The sequence below is a fragment of the Loktanella sp. Alg231-35 genome (assembly GCF_900143545.1).
In the GTDB taxonomy this organism is placed as follows: Bacteria; Pseudomonadota; Alphaproteobacteria; order Rhodobacterales; family Rhodobacteraceae; genus Yoonia.
This window is the reverse complement of record NZ_FREV01000010.1, coordinates 16,746-30,146: the sequence shown is the minus strand read 5'-3', so window position 1 is coordinate 30,146 and position 13,401 is coordinate 16,746. Positions and strand designations below refer to the sequence as shown.

Here is a 13,401-nt window from a genome sequence, read left to right as displayed (position 1 = left end):
TGTTCTCCAAAAAACCCAAATATGCAGCTTCGGGCCAGCTAGGCCTACTCCAAAGATGGTCGTGATGAGCAGTTCTACCGGCACCTGCCCGAACATCGTCGTCGCCGCAGGCCGCGCGGATATCGCCGAGGGCAGCGCGCACATATACTAAATACTTCGGACAATTTGGTTAGCACCATTGTTCAAACTCAGGAGAAGAAGCTTGATGAGCAAGGTATTTTAAGTCACCAGATCGTAAGTAAAGCTGCAGGCGAGTAGGGTATCTGTCGGCATGTAAAGCTCGCTTCCGCGTCGTCTCCGGCCTGTTTCAGATATGAGGTGAAGGTTCTTTTTTGCACGAGACCCGATGACGTACAGGAGTTTACTTGCGGCAGCGACCTTGTCGCTTTCGTTGAAGTGAGGAACCATGCCTTCTAGCAGGCCGAAGGCAATCACAGCTTCAAACTCAGCGCCTTTGACTCCATGGATTGTTGACACAGTGATCCCGGATTTCAGGTCGAACACTTTTCGGAACGTTGCGATATCGGCGATAGCGTCGACTCCGTCTGCGGTCAGCCGATCAATCCGCTTCTGGGAGCTTTCGACGAACGCATCATAGTGTTCAGTTAGCATCGGATAGGTCGTATAATCGATGCCGAGCGCTGGAAGCATTGCGTTGAAACATTCGACCAGATTTGCGAGACCGTCGGTCACGTTGGAGGTGATGCCGTTCGAAACGCGCAACAGCGATTTCCGCGTGATGGCATCGGTGTTGACGCCTGCCAGGTCGAAAGCTGCGATGACCTCCCCAGCCCAACGATTTCGCCGGATGTATAGTTGTGGCGAAGCTTCTGTCAGAATAATACGCGCGAGTTTGTACCAAAAATTGTCGATGTCGCGCGCGAACGGCACCATGCCAGGGCCAGAGAAACTGTATTCTGGGAGCGCCGTAACGAGGTGACGCGTCATGCTCGCAAGGAGCGGCCACTGCGGTCCCACGATACAAACCTCGCTCGGCGGAATTCCGACCATCTCGATATTGTAACGGATAAGCCGGACGATTTCGGCTTCGAGGGCATTGCGATTGGTCGAACAGTCATAAGAAATGACGCTGGCAAAATCCTTGAGTTCGCCTTCTGCGGTGATATTGGAGGCGAGCTGATTGAAATTCTCAAAAAAGCTAACGATCCGATCGGCCGACCGGTAGTTTTTCGACAGGTTCAGCTCTTTGAACGCTACGCCGCTTAGTCTGGAAAGTTCGGCAGACGTGATCGCATAACCACCGAGTGAACCATAAATTGCCTGGTTTGGATCGCCGACGATAAACGCCCTTGCCTGTCCTTTGGATGCCTTGAGGATTGCGCCAAGAATCCCGTACTGTATTTCCTTGGTGTCTTGAAATTCGTCGACAAGCACAATCGTGAAGATCGAGCCCAACAGTATGCTGATCGAAGGTACGTCGGAGATCAATTGATGCGCGTAGGCCAAGATCATTTCAAAATCAATTTGCCGATTGGCACGCAACTCTTGCCAATACCGCTGGAGCAACGCATCAACTTTCGGCCGTTTCCAATCAGCACAGCTAATGACATAGCCCGTCGGAGTAAAATAATGGCCGCAGTCAAAACTTCGAAGACCGCCTCCGTGCTGAAGGCACAGTGCCTCATGCGCTCGCTCGCTATCGTGCGCGTTTATCACTCCGAAGCCGTTCTTCAAGGCAGGGTGATAGATCGCATAAGGACGCAAGATCCATTCGAGGCAGAAAGAATGGATCGTTCCAATCCATAGTTGTCCTGTATCAACGCCCAGTTGCTCAATCCGTTCCCGAATTTCATCCGCCGCTCGGTGAGTATACGTGATCGCGACCACCCGCTGTTTGTCAGTGGTCAGCAGAGACAGTTCCAACGCGATCTTGTAGGTAAGCGTCCGCGTTTTGCCGCTTCCTGGGCAGGCTGAGAGAAATACGCTTCCCGGCTGCTTGATCGCCTCGACCTGATCCGCATCTAGATCATCGGCGTTCCAGACGAACATCAAAGTGTCGCGAGAATGGTGTTGATGCGGTCGCCAGGAAAGGCTGTCAGCATCTCGTCTCGGACATCGGCAAAATCGATATCGCCGGTGCGAAACCGTTCAAGGTAAATGTGCATCGTCTCAAATTGCGCACGTAGAGCGTCATTTGCCTCAAGTTGGACTTTAAGGCGATAGTCGATGATGCAGGCCAAAATTTCGTCAGAGATCGGGCGATGCGCGTTGAATAAGGCCTTAACGATGTAGCCTGGAATGTAGACTTCGGGAGTAATGGCTTTGCCGAGAATGATCGCGAACCAACCTTTGCCAACGTGACGCGCCATGGTGAGCACGCGCGTCCCAGATCTAGCTATGTCTCCCGACACGAGGTCTGCTTTAGCCAGCGTGATAGTTGCAGGATCACTATAGACGTCACCCACGATGGAAACGACGGCGGCACTGTTGCCGGCGAGAATGAAGTCGACCTCGAATGTGTGATCTGCAAAATGTGCGCTCAGCCAGTTGTTACCCTGACATAAACTGGCCAGTGCACTGGCCCGACCTTGTCCAGCCTTCTGGGATGCAAACGCGCGTTTTTTGGATTTCTTTAGATCATCGCCATCGAGTGGGTCGGGCGTAAGATCGATGAAGGCCTTGTCGAGGTCTGTAATGATCGCGCAATTCTTCCGGATACGTTGATCATGAAACAAAATGGCGACGTTGCTGAAGCCAGTGCTGCGAATGTTGATGAGGCTGACCCCAAGCTCGTCGAGACTGATGCCAAATACTTGCTTTATGAGAATGGGGATAAGAATTTCCTCTGCATCACCCTCGACCAGCAGAACGCTTTTCGCGAATAGCAAGTTGCTGCGCACCGCGTCGAGGTAACGCTGGATATTGCCGATCTCGTTTGGGTCGAGACCGGTAGAAGGCTGATAAACCTCGCAAACACTGCCATTGCGTCCGAGGATGTTGATATTTTCTACATTGCTGGCTTCGGAAATGTGCGTCGAGTGGGTAGAGTAGATTATCTGCGTTTCGTCATAGTTCATGCGGTCGAATAGAGTCTTCTGGATATGGGTATGGATGTGCGCCTCTGGCTCTTCAACGATGAGGAAGTTGGCGAAGGTCTGCTTAACCTTCTGGTATTTGAATTCCAGAAGTTTCAAGGTCAAATAAATCAGGTTGGCTCCGCCAAGGCTGAGCTCGTGGATGCCTCCTTCATAGTCGGCCTCGGCCTCTCCAACGAACAACTTCAGCGACTGGAAGAGACGATCGGGCTCGTCCGACAAATCGGAACGGATTGAAAGCGATTTGGGGGAATATGTCTCGCCCGCTGCATCGGTAATGGTATCGCGAATGTCGTGCCGGATAGCGCTCACATCGTCGAGTTCTTCTATCGAGCTATTGAGATCGAGGACCAATTTGGTGATCGGCGCAAAAGCCGCTTCGTCGATTTCGCCGCTCTTACCCTTTAACAGCGTCAAAAGGGGATTGGTGCGATTGTTCTGGAATTCGGCGACCACGTCGCGCAGCGCTTGGATAAACGTGAAGCCGATCTCGTTCGAAATTGAGAACATACCAGGGACGATTCCGCCAATTTCGGGTGGCGTTAGCTCGTTCGGGAACATGACTGCCTCGAAGTCGCCCACTAGAGATCGATAGACAGCCGGGTCCGCAAAGTCCGCGCTACTCTTTCCAGTGAATACCGTCTCATAGTCGGCAAGGCTGATTTCCTGACGAAGCGCAGCCAAGGCAGTCTCGTCTCCCGCCGCTAGCTCCGATAACTTTTGCCGGATCGAAACGTTGGGGCGAAAGACCAAATTGTAGGTGGCCCGATCCACCGCAGCGCCCGCGATATTGCCAACGCCATGAAGAAAGAGAGACTGAATCGCTTCATCTTGCGAGACGTCAGTGAATTCTAAACTGATAATGATCCAATGGCCGCGCCACTCTCCTAGACCACGATGGAAGTCACGTTCATCTAGCCGATAAGCCATACGCATGAGGTTATCATCCAGTAACAAACGTATGGCGCGAAACAGGTTTGTTTTTCCCGAACCGTTCTCGCCGATGATCGTGTTCACGCCTTTCTGAAATTTTACTGTTGCCCGTGAGAAGTTGCGGTAGTTGACTAGTTGCAATCGCGAAATGTGCATGCGTTCTCCATGGGCTCAATGCTGACCTCAGACCAGATGCGATCTGGAAGACAAACCAAAGCAATAGCTTCGCGGATCAGCTGCCTTGCTTTCCCCCGCATTGTATATCCTTAGTTTATTGTGCTCTGCGAGCACAAACTAGCCCGTCAAAAAAGCAGAGCGTAATCTATGATCTTCACGGATTAGATGCTAGATTTTGGGATCGACGGTATGGACTAACTAGTGATCGAAATGGTGCTCGCTATGGTCGTCCGCTTGGAGTCCATTTAGCGCTGCATTGGGCTGCGTGTATTTGGTTGCCTCAATTATCATCGGATTTAACTGTGTCTATAGGCTAAGGATTCCAACAATACCTGCGCTGGAGACGTGTTCAGATACATGGTAGATGAAACCTCTTCTAGATTGCCAAGGTAAACGCATGTCCGAGTTGAAGATCAAGTGCCCGAATTGTTCCAACGAGATTGAGCTGACCGAACAGTTAGCGGGCCCAATGTTGGCCGATCTGCGGGCTTCATTCAATGATGAGCTGGTAAAACGAGAGACGCAGGCGGCCGACGCCTTAGCCGCGGCACAAGCACAAGCTAAGGAAGCCGCCAAAGCCGAGGTTGCTGCTGAGCAATCAGCTTTAATTGATCGGATCAAGGCACAGGATGAAAAGCTCTCTGACGCGCAGGCTGCACAAACCGCCGCACTGAAACGCGAGCAGGAGCTGAAAGACAAAGAAGCTGAAATGGAGCTGACGCTCCAAAAAATGCTTGCAGCGGAACGCCCGGCTTTGGCTGAAAAACTATCCCGTGAGGCAGATGAAAAAGCCGGGCTAAAGCTGGCCGAACAAGCGCAGGTCATGGAAGGCATGAAACGCCAAATTGAAGCGCTTAAGCAGAAGTCAGAACAGGGGTCGATGCAGACCCAGGGAGAGGCAGCTGAGATCGTTCTTGAGGAAACCTTGGCCGTAGCTTTCCCGATTGATGAATTTCTGCCTATAGCCAAAGGGGTCAGCGGTGCTGATGTACGTCAAGATGTCACTGGCCCCAACGGTATTGCAGGCAGTATTCTTTGGGAAAGCAAGCGAACGAAAAACTGGACCGCGGGGTGGCTTGCCAAGTTGCGCGATGATCAAAGGGCGTCAGGGTGCGAAGTCGCGGTTATCACCTCCCACGCCTTGCCGGAGGGAGTCGAAAGTTTTGGCATAGTTGACGGCATTTGGGTCTGCGCACCGCGTTATGCAGTACCTTTGGCGACATCATTGCGGCAGGGTTTGATTGATGTGGCGAGTGCCAAGGGACGCGCCATGGGGCAGGAAACCAAGATGGAGATGGTCTATGACTATCTGACCGGAACACAGTTTAAGCAACGCGTTGATGCAATTGTCGAGCGGTTTGAGGACATGCAAGATAACCTTCGCAAGGAACGCGTTTTCATCGAAAAACAATGGGCGCTTCGGGCAAAACAGATTGATCTGGTGATCGCATCGACGGTTGGAATGCATGGCGACTTACAAGGGATCGCAGGGCGGTCGATGCCCGAAATCGAGAGCGTTGAGGCATTGGTGATCGAGAAAGACGATTAAGGCTGCCCCAGATTTCCCACAGTAAAACTATGGGGTCGCGTCCGCCACTAGGCATGTCCGGTATGACGCGCAGCAAGGTAGCGTCGTCGAGTGTGGGAGAACAGCAGGCTTGGGCCGCAGGCATTCAACCGACCGCTGCGCGGATGAATGCAGTGCAATCTTCAATATCAGCTTCGAACACTCTAGGACGTTTGTTGGAATTACCATGTGAACTGGATGGATATCGATAGGTGGACAATGGCGAAAGATAGATATTCTAGCTTTAAGGAGCTCTACGATGTCGAGAAAGATGGGACCGACTATCAGAAGCAAGCCGAGAGTAGAACTTCGGATTGTTTGATCATGGCCCCTCATGGAGGCAAAATTGAGCCGGGGACGTCCGAGTTGGCTAAAGCCGTGGCGAGCGAAGACCATTCGCTGTACCTGTTCGAGGGTATTCGAAAAAGACCTCACAGTGATTTGCATGTGACGTCTCATAAATACGACGATGAGGAAGCAATCAAGATTGTCAGCGAGCATGCTATCGTAGTAGCTTTCCATGGTCGCAGAGACCGCGATGATCCCGCGACTGTTCATGTTGGAGGGCTGGATGCGGCTACCAGAGACGCCATAGTTAACGAGCTTTCGTCGGACGGTTTCGATGCTGCAGTTGGGTGCGGTGAGCTTGCTGGAGAGCATAAGAACAACATCTGCAATCGAGGCCGCCGTTCAATGGGTGTGCAACTTGAAATTCCGAAGTCTCTCCGTGGCGATCTGCTTTCCGAACCCAACCTTCTCAACCAATTCTCGCGCGCCGTGCGGAGGGTCATTGCCCAGAGATGACAACCAGCATGAGATCATCTGCAAGTTTTTTCGCCTATGCAGCGAATGGCCTGTGTGGATGGCTCCTGCATAGCAAGACATTTTTGATCCGATTTGTGCATTTGTCAGAAGCAGTCATGTGTCCGGCCTGTTTGCGCGGATTTGACCGCTGGCCCTGATGGGTTCCGCAAACCAAGTTCCTTACAGGAATTCGGGCAATTACGCCCCGGACATTCGGCGGAGTGTCTTGGTTTTGGCGGCAGACTTATGCACCATCATCTCGCGGGTCTTGCTAACTCGTTGTTCCTTTCTCTTCTCAGGCCACAGCGCGTGGGCTGTAAGGTTCATTGCGGGTAAGCACCGCCCAGACGATCCGGGCAGTCTTATTGGCCATGGCGACGGTTGCGACGCGGGCTGGTTTGCGCTCTAGTAATCCGGTCAGCCATTTGCTGGCACGCTCAGGGTGGGATCGGGTTTGCCGAACCAACGAGGTCATCCCGACCACCAGCAACGATCGTAAGTATTGATCACCCATTTTTGTAATTCGACCGAATTTCTCTTTGCCGCCACTGGACTTGTTTGCTGGTGTAAGGCCCAGCCACGCCGCGAATTCCCGGCCGTTTCGGAACTGATGTCCGTCTCCGATGGTGGCAATGATCGCTGAGGCAGTGACAGCGCCAATACCTGGGATGGTGCGAAGTAGCCGTACCCGTTCATCTTCTTTGGCAACTTGCTTCAGACGATCTTCGTACCAGCGGATCCGTTTATGCAGCGCTATGAGCTGTTCAGACAGATTTAGGATCACCTCATTGGCGATGTCGGGTAAATCAAAAACCTCACCCAGAGTGATGTCTTCGGCAAAGCCGATTACACGGGCCAGGCCTCTTGGAATGAAAATGCCAAACTCAGCCACCAAGCCGCGTAAGCCATTAATCAACTGCGTCCTTTGACGAACCAAAAGATCGCGTGCCCGATGCAACGACAGCAGGGCTTGTTGCTCGATCGTTTTGACCGCCACAAACCGCATCGTCGGTCGGGTCACAGCCTCGCAGATCGCCTCGGCATCAATGGCGTCGGACTTCCCGCGTTTAACGTAGGGCTTCACATACATTGGTGGGATCAGCCGAACTTCGTGCCCCAAAGCTGTCAATTCACGGGCCCAATGATGGGCACTACTGCAGGATTCCATACCTACGAGACAGGGCTCTAACTTTGTAAAGAATGGCAGAAACTGTGCCCGGCGCAGCGGCTTGTTGAACACAACTTCCGCATTGGTGGTAATGCCGTGGATTTGAAAAACGTTCTTGGCAAGATCAATGCCGATTGTGGTAGCTTGCATGGGGTGGCTCCTCTCATAAGCAGTTTTTGACACCTGCATTATGGCGCATCGCGACGCCGGTTGAAGCAGGAGCCATCCACCCCATCAGGAATGACGCGCAGCAGCGCGGCATACCGATCCGCGAATGAATGTCTGGTAAGGGCCGCCCCTGCCCTATTCTTCAGTAACTTGCAGGAACCTTCCGTAGTTATAACTCACCTCTCGGGCCTCTTCGAAAGCGCGCGTTCGCTCTTCTTCAAGGCATCGAAAGTAGCTTTGTATGTCTCCAATGTATGTTTCGAAATCGTTGCTAATCAAATTCCGAAAGACAAAACCGTACCTTGTGTACACAACCCTATTATTGTAGTATTGGTTCATCGATGCAAATGTGTCGGTGTACCCAGCAAACGAATGAGCGCGACCATGGAGATGAGCTTAGCAAAAGAAGAGCCGAATGTGGTTACAGAAGCCGGCTTCAAAGTTCTAATTGAATCCGGATATCACGTCGAAGTTGTATGCAAGACCGCTGCCTTCCGGAAGAACTCGGTCTGGCATGGACTCTGGGTTCTGCGTGCTGTCAGCGAAGAGGGTGTTGAAAAGCAGCTTGTCACTGCTCGTGCCAGAAGCGAAGGCGACCACATTCGGATCAGAACGTTCAAGACGGTCATAGGCCTGATGTCGTTCCTTATCGACCTCGGCTTCTCGCTTATTGCCTTCCCAGTTAACGAAGGGCAGCGTTGGAGCTACTCGTTATCACAATCGGACGACGACGTTATCGAAGGCTAGTTTCCTAGCCTTCCTCCTCACGACGACTCCCACTCAAATGATCTTCACGAAGGAAAGCGACGGCACACTAGCAGCCTCGCGTTCGCGGGGCAGTTTCGCCCGAAACTACAACGACGGTATTGGTCTGGGGAAAACCCCCATTCGGGCAAGTTGGTTCCCGAAAAACTGCTATTCAACGTCTGACTTCGCCAACGGTTGTAAGAAAAGAACCATACTCTTTTGAAACCTCACGAGCCTCCTCGAACGCTCGGGATCGCTCTTGATCTAAGCACCGAAAGTAGCTTTGTATCTCGCTGATATAGGTCTCGAAATCTGATTTGATGATGTCGCTGTACTCTTTGGTTGCCTGCGGGTCACTTGGAACAAACGGTCTAGCTGGCGATAAACAGGTTTCTGCCCTTGCTGTCGTTGCGAACAAAACTCCTAAGAAAATAAGACACTTGATGCTCAAAAATCTTTTTTGCACGTCAAACATCTCCCATATTCCCTTGGAAACAACGGCTTTCGTGCGTAATGGTGCGACAAGCAAGAAATCTGCGCAAGCAAAAAACTTATAACTTGTCAGGTTTCTTATAAGAAGTTAGAAACAGGGTACCCGAGGAGGGTGCCTTGTTCGTATGCGGAAGAAAGTGCGTGAACATGGCGATAGATTTACAAAAAGAAGCGCCGAATGTGGTCACCACGCAGTTCTTCCAAAAACTCATCAGGGAAGGTTTTCATGCAGAGGTTGTGTGTAAGAGCACAGCCTTCAAAAAAGCCAATGTCTGGTACGCAGAATGGTTCATTCGGATTCTCTCACCGGACAAATCAGCATTCAGAATGCTTGCGTCAACTACGATCCCAACTGACGGAATCGAAGAGATTAGATTTAGGACATTCAAAACCGCAAACGGCCTTATCTCATTCCTTCATGCGGCCGGGTATAATTCAGCAGATATTCCGTTCAACGAAGGCGACGCACGCATACAAGTCTTGCCTGCAGATGCCGCCGACCCTTCAGGCTCCGAGGATACCGTCGTGGAGTAGCGCCTTTGCGTTAATCCTATTCTGCACCCCTGCCCTATCTCAAGGCATGGTGCTTGTGATGCAAGGCGACGGGTCGCTGGAAGCATCAACCCCACAAGACAACTTTTCCCGGAACTACAACGACGGCATCGGTCAAGGGACCGCTGCTGACGAACTTAAGTTGTTCGGCCAAAAGGATTTGGACTCTGACGATGAAAGCGAGAGCTTTCGCGTAGCAACTGTTGCCCCGAACCGTTCAGCACCGCGCCCTGAGATCCTGTCCGAAATCGATGCGGTCGCACATCGCTACGCAACACACCCGGGCCTTCGTCGCGCTGGAATTTCTGTATCAGAGTGGCGCCTTGTATTTCGCTCAAACATCGAGATTGAAAGCGCATACGATCCCCGGGCACGCAGTACCGTTGGAGCCATTGGCCTTGGACAACTCATGCCGGAAACAGCGCGCGTCCTTAACGTCGATCCACATGACTGGCGGCAAAACCTAGACGGTTCTGCCCGATACCTTGCGCAAATGATGGTGAAGTTCGGCGATGTAAGGCTGGCTTTGGCAGCATACAACGCTGGCCCTGCTGCCGTATCCCGTTACGGCGGCATTCCCCCCTACCGAGAAACCCAAAATCACGTCAGCCGCGTTCTGGCTGTCTTCAACAGACTTGAAGGAGAAAACTCATGAGGCCAAACTCTAACGTCATCGTCACATTGGGAACGATACTGCTATTTGCAGCGTCTCCGGCACTCGCTCAGAGCATTGATCTCTCTCCCGTTCAGAACCTCCTTCAAGGCATCGTGGATGCCATAACTGGTCCCTTGGGCATTGTAATTGGAACGCTCGCGCTCATCGGCGTCTTCCTTGGCTGGCTCTTTGGCTTCGTGGATTTCCGTCAAGCAATGTGGGTCTTAGTTGGCATCGCGGGCATTGCAGGTGCGCCGCTCATCGTTTCTGCAATTTGGGGTTCTTGAGGTTCGAGACAATGGCAGAACAATCGCCTCTCTTTATTGGTCTTGTACGACCTCCCAAGCTTTTGGGACTGCCAATCCTGTACGCAATGGTTTGGTTGTTCGGCTCTGTTCTGCTGTTCCTCTGGATCCAGCATTGGGCGATCGCTGTATTTGCGGCGATTGCCTACCCCGCCCTGTGGAAGGCTGCCGATTGGGACCCTCACTTCCTCGACGTAGTTGCTGTGACTTTGCAAGAAACGCCACCAACTCCGAACCGCAAGATACACGGAGGTGACAGCTATGCCCCGTGACGATCATTTCGATCCTGTTCTACTGCTTCCTGAGTGGGCGAGAAAAGAAAAGCAACTTGCTCACATGCTTCCATACGTAAGCCTGGTTGATGACGTGTCGGTCCGTACCCGAGGCAATGAACTCTTTCAGTGCATTCGTTTACAGGGAAACAACAGCAATACGACCGACGACGAATACCTTGACAAAACGCGCGCCCTCTTTGCTCAGATCATCGCACAGATTGGCCCCGAATTTGGGTTCTACGTCCACAAGGTCTCGAAAGGCGTATCAGCCGATCTCAGGGCAATCGAAGGTGACGGCTTCGCAGCTAGCGTAGATGCCCAATGGAGAGCATCGCTCTCGCAAAAAGGACTGCGCGACAAGACGCTAACCCTGACCGTAATGCATCGACCCCCGCTGTCGTCGAAGTTGCCGTTTTCGAGCAAAAAATCGATGTTGCAGCTACATGATCAAACCCAAAAGCGAATGCGGCGACTCGGCGAAGTCGTCGGATTCTTGAAGTCGACGTTTTCGAACATGACCCCACGGCTTCTCACGGCTTCGTCAGGCGAACTGTTGGGTTTTCTTGGTGGGCTGAACACCGGCCAAGAACTGCCTCTTTTTCAGTCGTCAAAATACGGCTTTCTGTCTCACGATATCTCGAACTGCCGTGTGACATTCAAGGGGACATCATTCCTCGTCGACGGTGGGTCAGTTGGCGCACGCTGCGGCACCACATTTGCCGTCAAAACTTACCCTGCAAAAACTTCCTGCACGATGTTCGATGATCTCAATTTGCCGGTCGATATGGTCGTCACGCACTCGTTCACTCCAATCAATTCGAACATCATGTCTGCCCGCATCAAGCGCCAACAACGGCTGATGCGAGCGGCCGACGACGGCGCGCTGTCTCTTGAAGCACAACTCGCCGATGCATTGGATGACTTGGAATCTAAACGTCTGAGTTTTGGCGATCATCACATGACAGTCACAGTATTCGCGGATTCACCGGAAGAATTGGACGCAATAGCTGGCGAAGTTCGCAATATTGGTGCCACTGAGGGCGTCAACATGATCAACGAGGGGTTTGCAGGAAAAACCCATTTCTTTGGCCAGCACCCAGGCAACACTTCGGCCCGCAGCCGCAAAGCGGCAATAACAAACCGCAACTTCGCTGATTTCGCGGCCTTCCACCGCACCCAACTTGGCAAACGCGGGGATCAAGTCCCTTGGGGCGAACCAATAACTATGTTTCCAACGCCAGAGCAGTCTGGCTTTTGGTTCAACTACCATGAGCAAGGCTCGCCTAACAAAGAGCCAACAGGCGGCCACACTCTCATCCTCGGGCGTCCAGGCTCAGGCAAATCCGTTCTGTCCGCATTTCTTCTAACGCAAGCCCGCCGCGTCGGTGCACGAGTATTCGTTTTCGATTACCGTCAGGGTATGGAAATGGCCGTAAGGGCCAACGGCGGTAGTTTCTCATCCGTAAAGGCGGGAGAGCCGACCGGACTCAATCCGCTGCGAACGGAGATCGATGAACGCGGACAATCCTGGCTGTCCGATTGGCTGGCGGCATTAATCCACCGCTCTGACAAGCCACTTTCACCTGCGCAAACCAATCGCATCCAAGAAGTTGTCAGACAAAATGCAACCGCTCCAAACGTAGAATTGCGAAACTGGACGGATGTCGCGTCATTGTTTGCTTCAACCGATGACGGTGGTGACCTACACGAGCGGCTTCAAGAATGGACGAAGAATGGTCGTTATGGTTGGATCTTTGGGCAAAACAACGAGGACACATTTTCACTTGAGGGTGACGTCGTCGGTTTTGACCTAACCGGAATCCTAGACAGCGAAAGTGAAAAGGAACGGATGGCCGTTCTTTCTTACCTATTCCGACGCGTTGAAAGGAAAATCGAAGACCGCAAACCGACCGTTATTGTCATAGACGAGGCATGGAAGGCGCTCGACAATCCCTACTTCGCAGAACGGCTGTCAAATTGGTTGGTCACGGCTCGAAAACAGAACGCCGTTGTTGTGATGATGACCCAATATGCAAGCCAATTGGAGCAGACCCGAACCGGCAAGACCATCATAGAAGCTGTTCCAACACAGATTTTGCTTCCCAACATTCGAGCGAATGCATCCGACTACGCGATGCTGAACCTTCACGATAAGGAACTCGACGTGTTGCTGAACACCGGCAGCAACTCTCGCTTGGGGCTTGTTAGAGATGATCAAGGCTCGGTCGTAATTGACACTGACCTATCCGCCTTAGGCCCCCTTCTTACAATCCTTGGGGGGATGGAAAAAGGCGAACAGTTGGTTGGCGAGAATTATCGGCAATCACCAGATTTTTGGAGAGTTTCATGAGAACGAAAGCAACTATTTTGCTCCTGATAGCTTTGGGAGCTTGCACAGAATACCAACCATCGGAAGCGAACTGCTTTAGCTTCGTTTCGCGCGGTGCAACCAATCTCAACTGCGACTTCCTGCCACTCGAGGGTGAAGACCTGTATGAGTTG

The 13,401-nt window shown here is 52.2% G+C and carries 12 protein-coding genes; 8 read left to right on the top strand and 4 right to left on the bottom strand.

Annotated features, from left to right (window positions below; all coding sequences use genetic code 11):
* Positions 1-219: 219 nt before the first annotated feature.
* Entirely contained in the window at positions 220-2,010 is a 1,791-nt protein-coding gene (locus tag DHN10_RS18560; protein WP_108816847.1) for a UvrD-helicase domain-containing protein, read from the bottom strand.
* Positions 2,010-4,145: an ATP-dependent nuclease gene (locus tag DHN10_RS18555; protein WP_108816846.1), complete on the bottom strand. Its 2,136-nt coding sequence runs from the start codon at positions 4,143-4,145 to the stop codon at positions 2,010-2,012. Before DHN10_RS18555 ends, DHN10_RS18560 begins: the two co-directional genes overlap by 1 nt.
* A 418-nt stretch (positions 4,146-4,563) precedes the next feature.
* On the opposite strand from DHN10_RS18555, the gene DHN10_RS18550 reads away from it, so the two are divergent.
* Both DHN10_RS18550 and DHN10_RS18545 read left to right on the top strand, forming a co-directional pair.
* A complete protein-coding gene (locus tag DHN10_RS18550; protein ID WP_108816845.1) occupies positions 4,564-5,715 on the top strand; it encodes a DUF2130 domain-containing protein in 1,152 nt (383 codons plus the stop codon).
* A 237-nt stretch (positions 5,716-5,952) separates the two neighbouring features.
* The gene (locus DHN10_RS18545) at positions 5,953-6,537 is read left to right on the top strand and encodes a poly-gamma-glutamate hydrolase family protein (RefSeq protein ID WP_108816901.1); all 585 of its coding nucleotides are present in this window, start codon (positions 5,953-5,955) and stop codon (positions 6,535-6,537) included.
* A gap of 295 nt (positions 6,538-6,832) precedes the next feature.
* Here the strand turns inward: DHN10_RS18545 and DHN10_RS18535 are convergent, their stop codons facing one another.
* Positions 6,833-7,855 (bottom strand): IS110 family transposase, encoded by a 1,023-nt coding sequence (locus DHN10_RS18535; RefSeq protein WP_108816844.1) that lies wholly within the window; start codon positions 7,853-7,855, stop codon positions 6,833-6,835.
* 402 nt (positions 7,856-8,257) lie between these two features.
* Here DHN10_RS18535 and DHN10_RS18525 point away from each other — a divergent pair, with 402 nt between their 5' ends.
* On the top strand, positions 8,258-8,620 hold the full coding sequence (locus DHN10_RS18525; protein ID WP_234417193.1) for a hypothetical protein: 363 nt from the start codon (positions 8,258-8,260) through the stop codon (positions 8,618-8,620).
* A gap of 172 nt (positions 8,621-8,792) precedes the next feature.
* Here the strand turns inward: DHN10_RS18525 and DHN10_RS18520 are convergent, their stop codons facing one another.
* Positions 8,793-9,095 (bottom strand): hypothetical protein, encoded by a 303-nt coding sequence (locus tag DHN10_RS18520; RefSeq protein ID WP_234417192.1) that lies wholly within the window; start codon positions 9,093-9,095, stop codon positions 8,793-8,795.
* Positions 9,096-9,259: 164 nt separating this feature from the next.
* Between DHN10_RS18520 and DHN10_RS18515 the strand changes: the two genes are divergently transcribed.
* Genes DHN10_RS18515 through DHN10_RS18495 form a run of 5 tightly spaced genes read left to right on the top strand, consistent with a single transcriptional unit; the run spans position 9,260 to position 13,249 of the window.
* On the top strand, positions 9,260-9,646 hold the full coding sequence (locus tag DHN10_RS18515; RefSeq protein WP_108816842.1) for a hypothetical protein: 387 nt from the start codon (positions 9,260-9,262) through the stop codon (positions 9,644-9,646).
* A 46-nt stretch (positions 9,647-9,692) separates the two neighbouring features.
* Positions 9,693-10,319 carry a lytic transglycosylase domain-containing protein gene (locus DHN10_RS18510; RefSeq protein ID WP_108816841.1) on the top strand — a complete coding sequence of 209 codons (627 nt, stop codon included), beginning with the start codon at positions 9,693-9,695 and terminating at the stop codon, positions 10,317-10,319.
* On the top strand, positions 10,316-10,606 hold the full coding sequence (locus tag DHN10_RS18505; RefSeq protein ID WP_108816840.1) for a TrbC/VirB2 family protein: 291 nt from the start codon (positions 10,316-10,318) through the stop codon (positions 10,604-10,606). Before DHN10_RS18510 ends, DHN10_RS18505 begins: the two co-directional genes overlap by 4 nt.
* Positions 10,607-10,617: 11 nt before the next feature.
* Entirely contained in the window at positions 10,618-10,896 is a 279-nt protein-coding gene (locus DHN10_RS18500) for a type IV secretion system protein VirB3 (RefSeq protein ID WP_108816898.1), read from the top strand.
* Positions 10,886-13,249, top strand: a complete 2,364-nt coding sequence (locus tag DHN10_RS18495; protein ID WP_108816839.1) for a VirB4 family type IV secretion system protein — start codon at positions 10,886-10,888, stop codon at positions 13,247-13,249. The genes DHN10_RS18500 and DHN10_RS18495 overlap by 11 nt, the downstream gene beginning before the upstream one ends.
* Positions 13,250-13,401 lie beyond the last annotated feature (152 nt).